This is a genomic window from Deltaproteobacteria bacterium, assembly GCA_026712905.1.
In the GTDB taxonomy this organism is placed as follows: Bacteria; Desulfobacterota; Binatia; order UBA9968; family JAJDTQ01; genus JAJDTQ01.
This window is the reverse complement of sequence record JAPOPM010000207.1, coordinates 1-16,322: the sequence shown is the minus strand read 5'-3', so window position 1 is coordinate 16,322 and position 16,322 is coordinate 1. Positions and strand designations below refer to the sequence as shown.

The following is a 16,322-nucleotide window of genomic DNA, read 5'->3' as shown; positions in this document are numbered from 1 at the left end:
CGGTCCGCCAGCGCCGTCAGCCGGTCGATGCCGTGGAGGTTGGCGGTCACCTGCGCGCGGATGTCGCCCCAGGTGACCTCCGGCGTGCGGGTGTTGGCGCAGATGAGCTGCTTGACGGCGTCATTGAGAACCCCGGCCTCGTAGAGTTTCAGGGGCGGTATCAGCAGCCCTTCCTGGAACACCTCGGTGGCGTCGCCGGCGTTGGTGCCCGGGACCTTGCCGCCGATGTCCGGCTTGTGGGCGGTGTTGCCGACGAAGGCGATGATCTCCCCGTGGTGGAACACCGGTGAGATCAGCGTGACGTCGCTGGGGTGGTTCTGACAGTACCGGTAGGGGTGGTTGAGGATGAAGGTGTCCCCTTCGCCGATGGCGCCGGCGAAGTCCTGAAGGATGCCCTGGAGCTGGGACCCCACGACTCCGAGTCCCACCGGGTTGGGCGAGTACTGTCCGACGTTGCGCCCCTGGCGGTCGCAGATGCTCAGGGCCAGATCCTGGCTCTCCTTGACGATGGAGGAGTAGCCGTTGCGCATGAGCTTCTGCGTCAGCTCGTACGCGATCTGGTTGGTGGCGTTGTAGATGACCTCGAGCTTGATGGCGTCCATGGGTCACGCGCGGCCGGGCAGCATTTCCACTGGCGTCTGGCGCGGACCCAGGCTCTCGTAATACTCGTTGGTCTCGGGCTTGTAGCGGCCCTGGTTGAAGCTGCCGCCCTTCTGGCTGCGGACGATGACGGCCACGGTCCTCTCGCCCACGGTGGTCTCGGTGTGCACTTCGTAGGGCCGCACCAGGTCGATCTCGCCCGGTCCCACGTGCTTGTCGGCGGCCAGCCGGATCTCGGCGTAGTCCGGCTTGGAGCGGTCGTCGAGGCGGTCGTAGCGTTCGATGCGTTCGTGGCCGTCAAGGACGCCGTAGAGGGTGTAGATGTGTGCGTGGTCGTGGATGCGGGCGCGGCCTCCCTGGCGGGCGTTCCCCTTGGTCAGGCCGTTGATGGCGAAGCCGTAGTCCGGGTCCTCGTAGAACAGCAGGTTCTCGGCACGTCCGTCCCGGGGCACGCAGTCGGGCCAGGCCTTGGAGGCCTCCAGCACCTCGGGGTCGGCCAGCATCTCCGCCAGGATCGGCGTCAGCGTGGTCCAGCGTTTATCCAGGTCGGTTTCCGCGGCGAACAGCGCGCGGGTCTTCTCGATGAACCGCTCCAGGGCGTTGGGTCTGTCGTTGTCCATGCCGGTCTGTCCTCCGTCGCGCCGGTTTCTTGCAACAGCCAAGGACAGTATGCAATCCTGCAAACGCTGTCAACATTGCCTTGGACAGCCTTGGGCAGACCTTGGAGGAGCGGCGTCGATGAGATACAGGACCCTTACCGCCATCGGCCTGGTGGTCGCGTTGGTCGTCGGATCGGTGGCCAGGTACGTCGTTTACGCGGTGCTGGGGCCGGGCTCCACCACCGATTTCGTGGCTACCGTGATCTTCCTGGGCGGATTCCTCGGCGGACTGCTGGGCTTCGTCGGTATCTTCCGGATGCGGGAAGGGAAACCCTTCTTCAACCGCCCGTTCTGACGCGGGGCCAGGGAGGACACGGCATGAGTGGTGCGCTGGACGGCACGGTGGCCATCGACGCGAGCGGGCACGTCGCCGGCCCTTACGCGGGGAGTCTCCTGGGCGATCTGGGATGCGAGGTCATCAAGGTGGAACTTCCGGGGGGTGGCGATCCGGCCCGGGGACGGGAGTCCTATGGCCCAGTCTTCAGGGTGCTCAACCGGAACAAGAAGAGCGTGACGCTCAACCTGCGGGAGGCCGAGGCGCGGGACATTCTATGCCGGATGCTGGAGCGGGCGGACATCCTCATCGAGAGCTTCCGTCCCGGAACGCGCAAGGCGCTGGGGCTCGACTACGAGGACTTGCGGCGGCGCAACCCCGCGCTCATCCACTGTTCGGTGACGGCCTTCGGCCAGAGCGGACCCTACGAGGACCGGCCGGGCTTCGAGTCCATCGGCCAGGCGGTCAGCGGCATGCTCAGCCTGCTCACGGATCCGCACGACCCAAGGATGGGGGGACTCTCCATCACCGCCCACGTCACCGGTGTCTTCGCCGCCTACGGCATCCTGGCCGCGCTCGCGGCGCGCGGCCGTACCGGCACGGGACAGTTCGTGGACGTGTCGCTTCTTCAGGCGAGCATGGGTTTCATCGAGTCGCATTTCGCGGAGTTCCTGAACGGCGGCGCCGCCGTCACGCCGGAGAACTTCCAGCGGGGGCGGCTGTTCTGCCTGCCGGCGGGTGACGGGCGGCCGCTGCTGGTGCACCTCGCCACCCACCAACGTTCCTGGGAGGCCCTGGTCCGTGTCATCGAGCGTCCCGACCTCCTTGATGACCCGCGTTTTGCCGCCTACGAAGACCGCGTCGCCCATCACGACGACCTGATGGGCATCCTGCGGGAGGTGTTCGGCGGCGCGCCCCGGGCGGCGTGGCTGGAACGGCTCGGCAAGGAAGACCTGAGCCACGCGCCCATCTACGCGGCCGAGGAGGTGTTCGAAGACCCACAGGTCCGGCACCTCGGGTTGCCCCGGGAGATCCATCATCCCGAGCGAGGCACCACGCGGCTCATCGGCAGCAGCGTGAACCTGTCGGGCACGCCGCCGCGGCTGGCGCGCCCGGCGCCCCTGGTAGGGGAGAACACCGAAGAGGTCCTGCAGGCCTTGGGTTACGGTGAGGAAGCCGTCCGGAGCCTCCGTGAGCGCGGCGTTGTCTGACGGAATCCTCGATCGTCATGGTAATCCCTTCACTCACCGAGTTCATCGCGGAGATCCATCGGAGCCCGTTCATGGCCGTGCTGGTGGTGACCGGCGGCGGCACGCCGGCGCTGGCGGACCTTTTTACGGTGCCGGGGGCGTCGCGTACCGTGCTGGAGGCGCTGGTGCCGTATAGCGACCGGTCGATGGGCGCGTTCCTGGGGTACACGCCGGCGCAGTCGACGTCGGCCGAAACCGCGGCGGCGTTGGCCCGGACGGCATGCGAAAGGGCGCGGGCATTGCGGCCGAGCCCCGACCTGGAGGTGGTGGGAGTGGCCTGCACCGCGGCGCTCGTCACCGACCGTCCCCGGAAAGGAGAGCACCGCGCTCACGTCGCGGTGTGCCGGGGCGAGTCTGTTACGGTCCGTTCGTTGACCCTGGAGAAGAACGCCCGCACCCGCGAGGGCGAGGAACGCGTCGTCGCGGATCTGCTGCTGTCAGCCATGGGCCGGGCCTTCGGGCTGGCTCCCGCGATCTGCGACGCGTTGTTGCCGGAGGAGCCTTTGCGGGTGTCCGAGATCCGCGACGGCTAGCGCCCGTGGGCTTGCCGTTTCAGCGTTCCTGCTGTCGCCCTTCCAGTATCGACTCGATGGCGGGCAGGTGGGTACGGCTTACCGGTACCTCGTGGCCTCCCGTGACCAGGATGAACTTCCGCCGGCCCCGCTGCAGCAACTGGTTCACATGGCCGTGTGCTACCCAATAGGAACGATGCACGCGCATCCCCAACCCGTCGAGTTCCTTCACCGCATCCGCGAAGCGCATCAGCAACATCGCGCGTCCCTTCGTGGTGAACACCTCCACGTAGTGGTCGTTCATCTTCAGATAGACGATATCCCGGCCCAGTGCCGCCGGTAGCCGTCCGAAGAAACCCGCCCCGGACGTCCCCATCAAACCTTCGAATGTAGTCGCAGGCCGCGTTCGCGCGTTGGGAACGTCGTTCGACGCCATTCGTTCAAGCCGCGGTTCCGCCTGGTTCCATTTGTGGCGCCGGACCATGGCGTATTGCGCCAACGAAACGCACAGGAACAATCCGGCGAGCGCAAGCACGTAAGGGTCGCGCGTCTTGTTGGGAACGAATCCCGTCCGAAACAACCGGTCCACACCATAGACAAGCACCGTGACCGATCCGGCGGAAAGAAGCGCGGACCCCACCACGGACAACACTCCAGCCATTCGGGCGTGGAGTCTCGAGAGGTGCATGGCGATAATCCCGTAGGAAACGCAGACGGGCAGGCACAAGAGCGTGGATGCGGCCAGATAGGTCGCGGCTCGTGTCCACGACAGTTCGTTCTCGTAGGTGATGCCGACCAGGGTCAGCAGGAAGACATAGACAAGAGGCGGGAAGAGTTCACGGTGAAGAAAGGGAGGTTTCACTTTCTCCGAAGCCTGTGAGTCGTCTTGTCGGCTTAGTATCAACTCGCCTCCTTGACTTAATGCTAGCGCGCGGACCGGGTCGTGTCAATACAGTTCGCGTTGTCGGGCCTCGTTACGGTATTGCGGTGGTCCGGTTCGGATATGAGATTCGGATAAGAACGATAGCTATTTTGAAGGAGGTGTGAAGCGCAAGCCGATGCAAGTCCTGAAATCCTGATCGTCCATGCATGGAGGCGAACGAGAGGCGTCTTGAAGCGAGGCGAGCTGAAGCAGGAGGAGCCAGCCCGATCCGGAAACGCCGGAACGGGTCGACCCATGGAATGTGGCAGGCCGAGGAAGGCGGCCTCCGGCGAGAGCGGAGCGGGTGGCCTGTACCATCGCGAATGTGGTACAGGCCACTTGTGCATGGGCGCATTGGGGGATTCATCGCACGGAGGAACGATACATGGAACGCGAAGTCACGGTAGACGGTCTCAAGATTCGTTATCTGGAGGAAGGCTCCGGGATGCCGGTGATCATGCTGCACGGCGCCTCCCTGGGCTCGTCGGGGGACGTGTTCGAACGGCACATGGGACCGTTGGCGGACGCCGGGTTCCGGGCCGTGGCCTACGACCAGCCGGGTTTTGGCCTGTCGGACGCGCCCGAGGACTACACCCTGGCTTGGCGGACCCGGTTCCTGCCGCAATTCATGAGCGCCATCGACGCCGACGGCGCGGCCCTGGTCGGACACTCCCAGGCTGGTGGTATCGTGGTCGAGACCGCCCTGAACCACCCCGACCGCGTGGCCAAGGTGCTGGTGGTGTGCAGCGGCAGCCTGCTGCAGGGACTCCCGGGCTTCGCGCCGCCGGCCCACGCCAGCAGCGAGGCCACGGACGCCCCGCCGACACTGGAGGATTCCAGGGAACTCCTGGAGTCGAACCTGTACCACAAGGAGCTGATCACCCCCGAGGTGCTGGAGAAGCGTCACGGCATGAGCGTGGGCAAGAACCTCGAGACGTTCCTGGAACGGCAACGGGTGGTGGAGCCCAAGCGGGAAGGCCCGCGGCTGTGGGCGCGTCTCATGGAAGTCAAGCCGCCCATGCTGCTGCTCTACGGCAAGCAGGACCGCAACCAGGCGGCCGAGAAATGCGCCAAGCTAAAGGAGTTGATGCCGGAGCTGCGGCTCGAGATCATCGACAAGGCCTGCCACATGCTCATGTGGGACGCTGGCGAGGTCTACGACGGCAAGGCGATCGAGTTCCTGAAGGAGTAATACGGAGCGCCGCGGTACGGTGCGCTTATGGGCCCACCGTGGGCCCGGCTATGCGTCCAGACCGAAGTCCCGCATCGGCGCGTTCTCGTCGTCCAGCTCGGGGCAGAACGTGTCCACCTGGAGCATGGTGGCGCAACCGGGGCAATAGTACTCGATGAACTTGGCGATGTAGGGCTCGCCGGACGGCATCTTCTGGCCGGACAGTTCCTCGAGGTCGCGCTTCCGTCTGAGTGCGTAGTGCTTGTAGTTGTCCTGGGCCTCGCAGTAGCGGTGGCCGCAGCGGGTGCAGCGGATTACCTGCCGGCCGTCCTCCTGGACGATGGCCATGCACGGATGGAAGCGCAACTCGTCGCCGTCCTCGGGTGCGGCGTTCCCTCCATTGGGCGCCGCGCTGGTGGCGCCGGCCAGGGGCGCTCCCTGGGCCAGGCGCTCGGCGCGGATCGCCTCCCGCCGTCTCGCCGTACCCTCGGCGTTCACGGCGCCGTCTTCTGTCAGCACCACTCCGAAGATCTCCTCGGCGATGCGCCGCGAGGTGACGCCCACGCGGATGTCGCGCCGGACCTTCTCCGGGTCGCGCTCCAGGGGGTCGCCGAAGCCGCCGCCGCCGCCCACGAAGTCCGCGACGATGCAGTGCTCCGGCAGCGGCACGCGCCCCTGGATCTGTTCGGGATGGGCCCGGGCGCCCCATCCCTCGCTCTCCAGTTGCGCCGGCTGGAGAGGGTAGTCGCCCGCGCGCAACCGTTCCATCAGATCCGCGCCGTCGGTGTGGAACACCGCGCGGGTGCCGCCGATGCCGGTGGGGTAGCCGCCGAAGAGGCCCGCGCCCTCGGGCATGCAGCCGTAGGGCGGGTAGTTGACGCTGCAGTCCCGGGTGCCGAAGATCATGTAGATGCGGTAGCTGCCGGTGCCGCCGGCGTTCATGCCGGCGCCGCCGCCGTCGACGTGGTGGTTCCGGGTGAAGTAGATGAACGGGTACTGCATCTCGATACGTTCGATGTCGCTGACGCCGCCCCCGGGGATGTTCATGTTGCCGCCGCAGGGAACGCCGTCCCGTACCGGGGTGGCGCCGAAGCCGGCGCCGTGGCCGTCGTAGAGGCCCTGCGCGGTCACCAGTCCCTCGCGGTTGTGGCCGCCGTAGAAGGCCAGCGGGCCGCCGCCGTACCAGATACCCTGCCATGCGGCGTTGATGTCGTCGCTGCCGCCGCTGTAGAGCATGCGTGAAATGCAGTCGTGGAGCGCCACCTTGGCCGTCACCCCCACCGCGGGCGCGTTGCCGCAGGCGGCCGGGAACCGGCAGTTGAGGATGCTGCCCTCGGGGATGGTGACGGAAATCGGCTTGAACTTGCCGTCACTCCAGGGAACGTCCCAGAACAGGAAGTCCGTCAAGGCCACCGCCAATTGTGCCATGGTGCCGGCCAGCGTGGAGTTGGACATGTCGTTCATCTGGCCGCTGGTGCCGCTGAAGTCGAGGTGCATCTCCTCGCCCTTCTTCTCCAGCCGGCACACCACGTGGTAGGGCTTGACCCCGCCGCCCTTGCGGTCCCAGGCGGTGCCGGGGATCACCGACGTCCAGTTGCCGTCCGGCAGGTCCCGCAACCGCGCCCGCGCCATGCGCTCGGAGTCCTCAATGACCTTGCGTCCCGCCCCCGCGATGAAGTCCAGGCCGAACTTCTCCACCAACTCCAGGAAGCCCCGGGCGCACACGTTGTTCGACGCGATCTGCGAGCGGATGTCCTGGCCCACGTACTCGGGGTCGCGACACTGCTGGGTCAGACAGCGGAAGGCGTCCTCGCGGAACTCGCCTTTCTCCACCACCTTGGCGCCCTGGATACGGATGCCCTCGTGGTAGATCTCCGTGGCCACGCCGCGCATGGAACCGCCCGTGTCCGCGGTGTGGATGCTCGACGCGATCCAGTTGGTGAGCACGCCGTCATGGAAGACGGGCTTCATGATGAGCATGTCGTAGGTGTGCGCGCCGGCGATGTAGGGGTCGTTGAAGAAGAGCTGGTCGCCATCGAAGAAGCCCGGACTCTCGCCGTACCACTCGATGACCTTCTTGATGGCGTCCGAGGTGGCCGCGGCGAAGCGCAGGTGCCCCGAGCAGGCCAGGATCATCTCACCCTCGGCGGTATAGAATGACGCCATGCACTCGCCCCCCTGGGCGACGATGGGCGACGCCGTCACCTTCTGGATCGACGAACGCCCCTCCTCGCCGATGGCCCAGAGGCGGTGCAGGAACATCTCGTACTTGACGGGATCCAGCTCGGGGGTGTCTGCCATGGGGTCTTCTCCTGGGAGCTTACGGTTTGGTGTCGCTGTCGGATTCAAGCAAGGCGGTACACGATGCTCTTGGTTCCGGCTACAACGCGTACAACTCCACGGGGTTGTCGTAGAGGATGCGCGAGACGCTCTCGGGGGCGAGGAACTCGTGCTGCTGCAGTAACTGGAGCGCGTGGATCTCGGTGGAGGAGTCGGCGTGGCCGTAGTCGGTGCCCATGACCAGGCGGTCGTCGCCCACGTACTTGATGATGTGCTCCAGGTCGTCGTTCATCTGGGCGGCGACCCAGATGTTGTTGTCGGCGAGGATGCGCTCCTTGAGCTTGCCGCCGCGCCGTTCCACGCGGCGTCGCAGGTCGTTGATGAGGTAGGGCAGCCAGCCCGCGCTCAGCTCGATGATGCCCCAGCGGAGCTTGGGGAAGCGGTCGGGCAGGTTCGACATGATCAGCAGGTGGAACGCGCCGAGCCCCACGAACTTGTTGCGCTGGTAGCCGCACAGGGGCTTGCCCCAGACCCGGTCCATGTCCGGGCTGTTGGTGCCCGAGTGGATGCACACGGGCATGTCGAGGTCGCTGGCTTCCTCGTAGAGCGGGAAGAAGTCGGGGTCGTTGATCAGCCGGTTGCGGTAGTCGAGCCCGGAGATGTTCACCGCCACCGCGCCGTGGTCCCGGGCGAAACGCATCTGCCGCCGCGCCTCCGGGATGTCGCTCAGCGACGCCACACAAGCCCAACGGAAGCGCCCGTGGCCGCGGGAATGGATGTCGGCCAGCCAGCGGTTGTAGCTCCAACAGAGAGCGTTCTCCACCGCCGGCCGGTCCGTGAGCGGGTGTACCCACAGGGTGGGGAAGAGCACTTGGGTGTCGGTGCCCAACTCGTCCATGTGCGCCAGCCGGGCGTCCACGTCCAGCATGTACTTGGCCTTGAGGTCCAGCGGCACGTTACCGATGAAGGTGCCGGTGATGGCGTCGCTTCGGGTTCCACCACCGGGCCACGGGGTCCCCACCTTGTTGCCACCGATGATCCAGGACTTGAGAGTCTCGCCGTTCTCCAGCCTCTCGTAGACCACGCCGGGCTTGTACTCCCGTTCGGAGGGTTCGAGGTATTCCCAGGTCTCGTCGATTTCCACAACGTGGGCGTCTGCGTCGATGATCGGCATGGTCGTTTCCTCCGGGCTCAGGGCGAGGTTCCAATGGACAGCGATGCGGCGTTCAGTTCGCCACAGTCGCGGGTTCCTGTCAAATTGGGATTGGGCGACACACATGGGGTGAAACTCGATGACGACGTTTGAATCGATTCGCAGGATCTGTGTGCGCGTGCTGTTGGTCTTGATGCTGGTGCTGCCCTTGGCGGGCTGCGGCGACGGGGCGGAGGAGATGTTCGAGACCGCGCAGTTCGAGGAAGTGCAAAACAACAAGGAGCACGCGCGCAAGCTCTACAACCGTATCCTGCGCGACCATCCCGACAGCCCGTTCGCGGCCAAGGCCCGGGAACGGTTGGCGGCGATGGAGCGCGAGGGACGCTAGCGGCTTGCCCGGTAAATTCGTGTTGGCCGATTGTGAGACCGCCTTCCGGAGCGTATACTTGAAGGCAGTTTACGGGCACTCCTGGCATGGAGGTGGTCTCATGAAGCGGCTTGTCACCGCGTTAGTAGTTCCGGTTGCGTTGGCGTTCTGTATGGGAGCGGCATGGGCGGGCGCGCCGTCCCCCGATGCGCTGCTGTCCAATGCCGATCGACGTCACCAGGAGCAGGCGCTTCAGAACGCGCTCGAGTTCAACAGGACCGGAGAGGCCGAATTATGGGAGAGCCTCGAGACCGGCCACTGGGGCACGGTCACCCCGACGCTGACCTACCGCAACGCCGCGGGGCAGGATTGCCGCAAGTTCGAGCGCGAGGTTTTCGTCGACAACCGCCAGGCCCAGGTCTGGGGCACGCGCTGCCGCACGGCGGCCGGCGCATGGCACCAACCCGTCGCGCCGAAGCCGGTCTACACTCGCGTTTACAAGGATCGCCGCCACTATCCCCGCCCTAATCCTTACCACTGGGCGGCGCCGGTGATCCTGTTCTACGGGATCCGTCAGGACCGGCCGCGCCGGTTCCATCGACATGACCGGTTGCGTCGCCACGACCGGCTGCACCGTCAGGGTCGGTCTCACCGCCACGACCGCCTCAACCGTCGTGATCGTGCCGACCGGCACGACCGGCTGCAACGGCGCGGCCGATCTCACCGCCATGACCGGTTCAGCCGGCATGACCGTCCCCGCCGCCACGACCGGGCAGACCGCCGCCGGCGTTAGGCCGGTCCGTTGCCGCTCGCCATGGCCTCTACGTCGGCGATGGTGGTGGCTTCCATGCGGAATGCCCGGTGCGGAGCCCATTCCAGGACTTCCATGGTCCGGATTCCGCGGGCGTGGTGGGGATCCTCCCCCGCGAGGGCCTGGGCTTCGCTCAGGCTTGAAGCCAGCATGACGTAGATTCCGTAGGCGCGGTCGGACGTCGGCCCCGAGAAGAGCAGGCGGCCGGCCCGATGCTGTTGTTCCAGCCAATCCCGGTGATCGTCGTAGTTGCGTTGCTTGAGTTCTTCCTTTTCGGGAAGGGAACGAGAGAGTACGAGGTACCACATGGTTGGGTCTCCTTTGGAGCGCAAGCCGGTTAGGTGCACGTCATGAGTTCCGAATCGTCATTCCCGCGGAACAGACTGTGTCAAGACTCATGAGGCAACTACGTAACAGAACGTCATTCCCGCGGAAGCGGGAATCCAGGGGCGGCGAGGCGGGCCAACGCCGTTGTAGTGCCCCCCACTACCCCTGGATTCCCGCTTCCGCGGGAATGACTCTCGGGGGTTTGGTGGTGCCAATTCTTTTCCGGTCGACGTCTTGACACGGCCTGGGAAGCGGGTAGTGGTGGGGCGCTAGCTCGAATGCAGCGTATAGCGGATGGGCAGCCGCTCGGCCCCGTAATACTCCGCCAGAAACTCAGTTTGGCTGTCGTAACAACGGTTCGGGACCAGACGTCCATGGAATGACACCGGTAACGGATCGACGTCGAAGGGGTACGGCGTGACCACGGCGCTCCCCTCATCCCGGATGTCGAACGTCAACACGGCGTCGTCAGCTCCGGGCCTCACGGGCGCGGCGATGCCGCTCAGGGTGGGGCTGGGACCGTTCTTGCGGTCGGTCGCGTCGAACGGATACCGGTTGCAGACGAACTGTCCCATCTGGTCGTAGATCTCCATCAGCTTGAAGTTGGTCCAGAGCTGCTCATCGGTCACGCAGTCCCGGTACTCCGGCGATGCCTGGAGCCGCGCCATGAGCCCCGCGCGGTAGCCTTCCTGCTCCTCCAGGAACTCGCGCACCTCTTCATGCACCGTGTAGTCGGGCATGTAGGAGAGCAGCCCCTTGCCTTGGGTCAGGAGAGCCTCCGCGTGCAGCGACACGATGTAGCCCGCGTACGCGTCCTGCTCCGCCAGGCGCGTGATGCCGTTCCGGTAGAACGCGAGCCACACGCCGAGTCCCAGGTGCTTGATGCTGCCGATGTAGTCGGGCGGTCGTCCCTCGTCGTTGAGTTCCGGCTTGATCTCCCAGTCCCACCACCCGGTGTCGTGCTCCTGCGCCGCCAGCACCATGGCGGCGTAGGGTGACGGACGCGCGAACTCGTCGTTTCCCCAATGGGCGGCCAGCCACCCGGTGACGCGGGAGTGGTCCACCTGGAGGATCAAGAGCAGGCGATCGTCGTCGTAGGGGCACACCATCATGGCCGCGTCTCCTTGTTTGCCATTGGGCCGGCACGGGCAAGCGCCAGCCAATCTTCCGCCGCTAATGTGCCACACGGGGCGTCCCGGCAACAAGGGAGGCGGTTTTACCTTGCTTTCTGAGGCGCCTATAAACAAGGCCGACGGGACAGGCGTCAACCGGGATTGAAGAACCACGTCCCGTCCTGTAGCTTCAATGGAGATTCGCCGCCGTATCTCGTCACTTAGACCGCGGGGACAGATGGCCTTCATCGTCAGCGAGAAGCTGCCAAGCTACACGCCGGATATTCGGCTGACCGAGTCGATGATCCTTCACGGAGATGCACAGCATGTCCTCTCGCGGTTGCCTCGTGAATGCGTCCAGTGTGTCGTGACCTCCCCGCCTTACTGGGGTCTGCGCGACTACGCGATCGAAGATCAGATCGGTCTGGAGTCGACCCTGCCACAGTTCATCAACCGTCTGATCGCCGTCTTCCGTGAAGTGAAGCGGGTTCTGAAGCGGGATGGGACCTTTTGGCTGAACGTGGGAGATGGCTATACGAGCGGGAACAGGACTTGGCGTGCCCCGGACAAGAAAAATCGCGCCCGGGCAATGTCGGTGCGCCCCGAGACACCGGAAGGCCTCAAGCCCAAGGACCTGATTGGGGTGCCGTGGCGCTTGGCACTGGCGCTCCAAGAAGACGGCTGGTACTTGCGGAGTGACATCGTGTGGCACAAGCCCAATGCCATGCCCGAGAGCGTCAAGGATCGGCCCACGCGCGCGCACGAGTACATCTTCCTTTTCACGAGGAGCGAGCGATATCACTACGATCACGAGGCGATCAAGGAGCCAAGCGACAACGGCGCGCGCAAACGCAATCGTCGTTCGGTCTGGGACGTGAACACCGAGCCCACCAAGGACGCGCACTTCGCGACGTTTCCCGCTAAGCTCATCGAACCCTGCATCCTGGCGGGAACCCGTCCCGGCGACTACGTGCTCGACCCTTTCTTCGGGACGGGTACGGTGGGTATCGTCTGCCAGAAGACGGGTAGACGATATATCGGCATCGAGTTGCATCCTGAATATGTCGAACTGGCCGCGGGCCGTCTCTCAGTACACGAACAGCAACTGGAGTTGAACCTGGGCAGCCCGTGATGATCGAACTACCCGCGCCCGAATTACAGATCGACTTTGCCAGGTCGTTGAAGGCGATTCGAAGTCAACTGTTGCAGGAGGCGCTCCTGGCAACCGTCCAGGAAGTATCGCTGCATGAGATTGACGCGGAACTCCGCGATTCCGTGCGCGAAGTGGACCTCAAGCGTCTTGCGGTGCATGGTCTGCGGGGTGAGCTCTTGTTCCCGGTCCCTTGCCTGCTTCGTGGGAACCCGTCGCTTCTTGGGTACTACAGGTTACTGTTGGGTTTCAGCCAGAAGGCCTTCTACGGCAGCAGTGGCGGCGCGGGGCAGTTCAAGAGCATGGAGGACAGCGGTACGCTTTCTTCCCGGCAGGACGAGTTGCTGCCCGACCTCTGTGCGGGCATGAACCGCTGTGCCTCCTTGTTATTGGCCGCCCTTGACGAGGGGGATATCCAACCGCAGTTTCTCGACGATCTGACGTTGTTGACCCTGGGCCCGCAACTCCGTGGAGGGGCGAACGTCAGAAAAGGCAGCGCGGGAATCGTGGTGGTCTTCGACGCCATCCGAGAGGTGGTCAAGGGTAACATCCAAAAGGAGACCAGCAAGCGGCTCGACATCCACAACGCTTCTGGCCGGAGCGTGACGATCCAGTGCGCGGCCGATCCCGATATCGTCATTGTGGAAGCGATGGCACCCGAGGAGCAACGAAACGTCATCGCCATCGAGGTCAAGTCCGGCACGGACTTCTCCAACATCCACAACCGGATAGGCGAGGCCGAGAAAAGCCACCAGAAGGCCAGGCAGGCGGGCTTCGTCGAGTGTTGGACCATCGTCAACGTGGACAACATCGACCTGGCGATGGCGCGTAGAGAGTCTCCGTCAACCAATCGCTTTTACCGGATCTCCGGACTCAAGCGGGGCGAAGGCGACGAGTTTCGTGACTTTCGTTCGCGCGTCCTGTCTTTGGTGGGAATTCCCGGCTGATCCCGCACCGCTCACAGGTCCGCCCTCCGGACCTCCCGCTTGAAGGCCATGAGGCCGAGCGTGGTCACGGCGCCGATGGCGGCGCCCACGATCAGGGTCAGGGGGGCTCCCAGGAACGCGGCGACGAAGCCCGACTGGGCCTCGCCGGCGCTCGTGCCGCCCACGCCCATCATACGCTGGAAGCTCAAAACCCGTCCTCTCAGCCTGTCGGGTGTGGCGGTCTGGACGATGGCGTTGCAGAGCACCATCTGCACGGCTTCGAACAGGCCGAGCACGAACACCGCGGCCATGGCCAACAGGAACCAGCCCGAGAACGCCAGCACCACTAGGGCGACGGCATAGGCGAAGAGACTGAACGCCACCCAGAGCCCTTTGTACCGCAGGTTGCCCAGGGACATGATCACGGCGACGCCGAGGATCGCGCCGCCGGCGCCCGAGGACAGCAGGAGGCCGAAGGCTTCGGCGCCGGCGCCCAGGGCGGTCACGAAGATCGGCAGCAGGGCGCGATAGCTGCCGATGTAGACGGTGACGAGTTCCATGGCGAGAAAGACCCACACCGCGGCTTCCCGGCGAACGAATCCGAAACCGTCCTTCAGGCTTCGGAGCGGTGACTCGCGGACGCCGGACGTGTCCGACACGTAGTGAATCGCCGCCACCAGGAACGCCGCCGAGAAGTAGACGCAGCCGTTGAGGGCATAGGTCGGGCCGGAGCCGAGCCAGACGATGAGGAAGCCGGTCAGGACGGGCGCCCAGAGCTGGGACATCTTCCGGCTCATGGCCGTGTACGAAAGGGCGTTGAGGAGGGTCTCGCGCGGCACCAGGCCCGGCACCATGGCATTGCGGGCGGGCGCGCCGAGGGCGTTCAACGATGCGTTCATGAAGCCCGAGAAGTAGATGTGCCAGATCTCGATCAGCCCCGTGATCGCCAGGAACGCCAACGCGGCGTTGACGACGCCGTTGCCGGCCTGCACCATGATCACGAACCGGCGGCGGTCGATGCGGTCGGCGAGGACGCCCCCGAACGGCGACAGAACGAAGACGGGAATCGCCCGCACCAGTCCGGTGAGGCCCAGGTGCAAGGCGGAGCCGGTCAATTGGTAGATGAGCCACAGCTCGATGGTTCGCTGGATGTAGAAGCCGAAGGACGTGGCCAGAATGGCCAGGCACAGCGAGCGGAAGCCGCGATGCACGAGCGCGCCGCGGGAGGACGTGGGCTTCCCTGTCATCGCTTAGGGTACCGGATGGGTGTGCTGTCCGGTCAATCGGCGGGGGTCAATCGCGCCTGAACTTCAGCCGTCCGACACGAGCAGTTCGACCTTTCGCGCGCTGAGTTCGCGGTAGCCCTCATCGGTGACCACGAGACTGGTCCCCCCGAGCAGGGTATCGTCGCCGTCTCTTGCAACAAGCGTCGGCGAGATGCTGTAGATCATGCCGCTCCTCAGGACGAAGTTGCCGCCGCCACCCAGATTCTTGCCGCCCCGGGAGTCCGCAACCTTGAATGACGGTCCGGGAAACTCGGGCACGTCGATGCCGTACTGATGAATCTGCGAATGCGGTGACGCGTTGAACCCCGTGTCCTTGCAGGCGACCTCGTAGGCATCGATCAATTCGCGCTGGGTGACGCCGGCCCGCACCTTTTTGAGCACGGCATCCCGGATATGCTGTACGCCCGCGAACATCTCCCGGTGAAGCGCCTTGGGTTGTCCGAAGGAGATCTCCTGATCGCTGTGCCCGGCGTAGTGTCCGTATTCGGAATGCGCCGTCAGCGTTCCCATGTCGCCTCGCTGAATCCTCCGGCGCAGCCCGAGGTGGGCAAGTATGGGATTTTGCAGAGGCACGGGCCCGAAGGTGAAGAAGAAAGTCGAATCCGTGTCACCGCCCGCCGCCCACATGGCCTTGACGCCCTCCTGCACCACCTCGGCTCCCGTCATGCCCGGCCGGGCTACCTCATGGACCCGTTCGATGGCTGCGTCGAATATCCGGTTGGCCGCCTCGATCATACGGACTTCTTCCGCGCTCTTGAGGGTTCGAACGTCGGCGAGCACATCCGATACGTCAACGATGTCGGCGGCGGGAAGATCCGTGGCCAGTTGTTCGTAAAACCCATGACTCAAGCCGCCATGACCCACTCTCGCGCCGGTGACCCCGATCGTCCCGTTCTCGATCCCAAGTTCCCTGATCCGCGCGATCAGAGGCGTGGCATCAATCCCGGACCGCAGGTCCTTGACCCAGTCCTGTGCATCGGCGAGTACTTGCGGCGACAGATCCACGAAATGGCGTCGGTGGATGATGGCCGTCAGCGGCTTTCCTTCCGCTGTCGGAAGCAGCCCGAACCTCTCGCCGGGAAGTCCATTGGTCAGATAGAACAGGTTGCTGCCGACGGCAATCACGCAGTCGACGGCGCGCGACCGCAGGCGCTCTCGAATGGCGGCGTACCTGCGGTCACGCTCGGCCACGGTCAACCGGATATCCGATTCCATGAACCACCCCGTCTCTCTTTGCCGTGCGCTTGCCGGATTCGCACGGTCGCATTGCCGCGGACTCTACCGGTTCCGGAAGAAGAGCCGCCGGGAAGTCTGGCGAGGAGGGTTGCTGTGGGGCTCAAGGGTAGGGTAGGTCTGGAGCCCGCCGGACCCGGTAGTTCTGGCCAAATCCGGCAGGCTCCGAAGTTGCCTAGGCGGCGCTGCGGCCGTTCTCGGCTTCGACCAGTGGACGGTAGCGCTCGTTCATTTCCATCCAGTGGGCGGCGCGTTTCTTCGCGCGTTCGATCTGGTTGTCCGGGAAGTT

The 16,322-nt window shown here is 65.0% G+C and carries 17 protein-coding genes; 8 read left to right on the top strand and 9 right to left on the bottom strand.

Going from position 1 to position 16,322, the window contains the following annotated elements; all coding sequences use genetic code 11:
• Both OXF11_17190 and OXF11_17185 read right to left on the bottom strand, forming a co-directional pair.
• Nucleotides 1–602, bottom strand: a 602-nt coding sequence (locus OXF11_17190) for a hydantoinase B/oxoprolinase family protein (GenBank protein MCY4488833.1), incomplete at its 3' end; no start/stop codon positions are given.
• 3 nt (nt 603–605) lie between these two features.
• A complete protein-coding gene (locus OXF11_17185; protein MCY4488832.1) occupies nt 606–1,220 on the bottom strand; it encodes a hypothetical protein in 615 nt (204 codons plus the stop codon).
• Nucleotides 1,221–1,338: 118 nt separating this feature from the next.
• Here OXF11_17185 and OXF11_17180 point away from each other — a divergent pair, with 118 nt between their 5' ends.
• Genes OXF11_17180 through OXF11_17170 form a run of 3 tightly spaced genes read left to right on the top strand, consistent with a single transcriptional unit; the run spans nt 1,339 to nt 3,316 of the window.
• Complete coding sequence (locus tag OXF11_17180) at nt 1,339–1,554, top strand: hypothetical protein (GenBank protein ID MCY4488831.1); 216 nt, start codon at nt 1,339–1,341, stop codon at nt 1,552–1,554.
• Between the two features lie 23 nt (nt 1,555–1,577).
• Nucleotides 1,578–2,744, top strand: a complete 1,167-nt coding sequence (locus OXF11_17175) for a CoA transferase (GenBank protein ID MCY4488830.1) — start codon at nt 1,578–1,580, stop codon at nt 2,742–2,744.
• Between the two features lie 17 nt (nt 2,745–2,761).
• Nucleotides 2,762–3,316: a hypothetical protein gene (locus OXF11_17170; GenBank protein MCY4488829.1), complete on the top strand. Its 555-nt coding sequence runs from the start codon at nt 2,762–2,764 to the stop codon at nt 3,314–3,316.
• A gap of 19 nt (nt 3,317–3,335) precedes the next feature.
• Here OXF11_17170 and OXF11_17165 read toward each other — a convergent pair whose 3' ends face one another.
• On the bottom strand, nt 3,336–4,157 hold the full coding sequence (locus OXF11_17165; protein ID MCY4488828.1) for a LytTR family DNA-binding domain-containing protein: 822 nt from the start codon (nt 4,155–4,157) through the stop codon (nt 3,336–3,338).
• 445 nt (nt 4,158–4,602) lie between these two features.
• On the opposite strand from OXF11_17165, the gene OXF11_17160 reads away from it, so the two are divergent.
• A complete protein-coding gene (locus tag OXF11_17160; protein ID MCY4488827.1) occupies nt 4,603–5,409 on the top strand; it encodes an alpha/beta hydrolase in 807 nt (268 codons plus the stop codon).
• A 48-nt stretch (nt 5,410–5,457) separates the two neighbouring features.
• On the opposite strand, the gene OXF11_17155 is transcribed toward OXF11_17160, so the two are convergent.
• Both OXF11_17155 and OXF11_17150 read right to left on the bottom strand, forming a co-directional pair.
• Nucleotides 5,458–7,689 carry a hydantoinase B/oxoprolinase family protein gene (locus OXF11_17155; protein ID MCY4488826.1) on the bottom strand — a complete coding sequence of 744 codons (2,232 nt, stop codon included), beginning with the start codon at nt 7,687–7,689 and terminating at the stop codon, nt 5,458–5,460.
• Between the two features lie 79 nt (nt 7,690–7,768).
• On the bottom strand, nt 7,769–8,842 hold the full coding sequence (locus OXF11_17150) for an amidohydrolase family protein (GenBank protein MCY4488825.1): 1,074 nt from the start codon (nt 8,840–8,842) through the stop codon (nt 7,769–7,771).
• 118 nt (nt 8,843–8,960) lie between these two features.
• Here OXF11_17150 and OXF11_17145 point away from each other — a divergent pair, with 118 nt between their 5' ends.
• Together OXF11_17145 and OXF11_17140 are read left to right on the top strand one after the other, a co-directional pair.
• Entirely contained in the window at nt 8,961–9,209 is a 249-nt protein-coding gene (locus OXF11_17145) for a hypothetical protein (GenBank protein ID MCY4488824.1), read from the top strand.
• Between the two features lie 100 nt (nt 9,210–9,309).
• A complete protein-coding gene (locus OXF11_17140; GenBank protein MCY4488823.1) occupies nt 9,310–9,981 on the top strand; it encodes a hypothetical protein in 672 nt (223 codons plus the stop codon).
• On the opposite strand, the gene OXF11_17135 is transcribed toward OXF11_17140, so the two are convergent.
• A complete protein-coding gene (locus tag OXF11_17135) occupies nt 9,978–10,307 on the bottom strand; it encodes a YciI family protein (GenBank protein MCY4488822.1) in 330 nt (109 codons plus the stop codon). The two genes, OXF11_17140 and OXF11_17135, sit on opposite strands and share 4 nt — an antisense overlap.
• 288 nt (nt 10,308–10,595) lie before the next feature.
• On the bottom strand, nt 10,596–11,438 hold the full coding sequence (locus OXF11_17130) for a DUF3891 family protein (protein MCY4488821.1): 843 nt from the start codon (nt 11,436–11,438) through the stop codon (nt 10,596–10,598).
• Nucleotides 11,439–11,739: 301 nt separating this feature from the next.
• Between OXF11_17130 and OXF11_17125 the strand changes: the two genes are divergently transcribed.
• Together OXF11_17125 and OXF11_17120 are read left to right on the top strand one after the other, a co-directional pair.
• Nucleotides 11,740–12,570, top strand: coding sequence for a site-specific DNA-methyltransferase (locus tag OXF11_17125; protein MCY4488820.1), 831 nt, complete (start codon nt 11,740–11,742; stop codon nt 12,568–12,570).
• Nucleotides 12,570–13,535, top strand: coding sequence for an XcyI family restriction endonuclease (locus OXF11_17120; protein ID MCY4488819.1), 966 nt, complete (start codon nt 12,570–12,572; stop codon nt 13,533–13,535). Before OXF11_17125 ends, OXF11_17120 begins: the two co-directional genes overlap by 1 nt.
• Nucleotides 13,536–13,546: 11 nt before the next feature.
• Here the strand turns inward: OXF11_17120 and OXF11_17115 are convergent, their stop codons facing one another.
• Nucleotides 13,547–14,761 carry an MFS transporter gene (locus tag OXF11_17115; GenBank protein MCY4488818.1) on the bottom strand — a complete coding sequence of 405 codons (1,215 nt, stop codon included), beginning with the start codon at nt 14,759–14,761 and terminating at the stop codon, nt 13,547–13,549.
• Nucleotides 14,762–14,824: 63 nt separating this feature from the next.
• Nucleotides 14,825–16,015, bottom strand: coding sequence for a M24 family metallopeptidase (locus tag OXF11_17110; GenBank protein ID MCY4488817.1), 1,191 nt, complete (start codon nt 16,013–16,015; stop codon nt 14,825–14,827).
• Between the last annotated feature and the right edge of the window lie 307 nt (nt 16,016–16,322).

Coding starts and splice junctions, on each gene's coding strand:
- OXF11_17135 (MCY4488822.1), bottom strand. CDS start 10,307: ATGTGGTACCTCGTACTCTCTCGTTCCCTTCCCGAAAAGGAAGAACTC.
- OXF11_17130 (MCY4488821.1), bottom strand. CDS start 11,438: ATGATGGTGTGCCCCTACGACGACGATCGCCTGCTCTTGATCCTCCAG.
- OXF11_17110 (MCY4488817.1), bottom strand. CDS start 16,015: ATGGAATCGGATATCCGGTTGACCGTGGCCGAGCGTGACCGCAGGTAC.
- OXF11_17160 (MCY4488827.1), top strand. CDS start 4,603: ATGGAACGCGAAGTCACGGTAGACGGTCTCAAGATTCGTTATCTGGAG.
- OXF11_17150 (MCY4488825.1), bottom strand. CDS start 8,842: ATGCCGATCATCGACGCAGACGCCCACGTTGTGGAAATCGACGAGACC.
- OXF11_17145 (MCY4488824.1), top strand. CDS start 8,961: ATGACGACGTTTGAATCGATTCGCAGGATCTGTGTGCGCGTGCTGTTG.
- OXF11_17120 (MCY4488819.1), top strand. CDS start 12,570: ATGATCGAACTACCCGCGCCCGAATTACAGATCGACTTTGCCAGGTCG.
- OXF11_17185 (MCY4488832.1), bottom strand. CDS start 1,220: ATGGACAACGACAGACCCAACGCCCTGGAGCGGTTCATCGAGAAGACC.
- OXF11_17140 (MCY4488823.1), top strand. CDS start 9,310: ATGAAGCGGCTTGTCACCGCGTTAGTAGTTCCGGTTGCGTTGGCGTTC.
- OXF11_17125 (MCY4488820.1), top strand. CDS start 11,740: ATGATCCTTCACGGAGATGCACAGCATGTCCTCTCGCGGTTGCCTCGT.
- OXF11_17175 (MCY4488830.1), top strand. CDS start 1,578: ATGAGTGGTGCGCTGGACGGCACGGTGGCCATCGACGCGAGCGGGCAC.
- OXF11_17170 (MCY4488829.1), top strand. CDS start 2,762: ATGGTAATCCCTTCACTCACCGAGTTCATCGCGGAGATCCATCGGAGC.
- OXF11_17155 (MCY4488826.1), bottom strand. CDS start 7,689: ATGGCAGACACCCCCGAGCTGGATCCCGTCAAGTACGAGATGTTCCTG.
- OXF11_17180 (MCY4488831.1), top strand. CDS start 1,339: ATGAGATACAGGACCCTTACCGCCATCGGCCTGGTGGTCGCGTTGGTC.
- OXF11_17115 (MCY4488818.1), bottom strand. CDS start 14,761: ATGACAGGGAAGCCCACGTCCTCCCGCGGCGCGCTCGTGCATCGCGGC.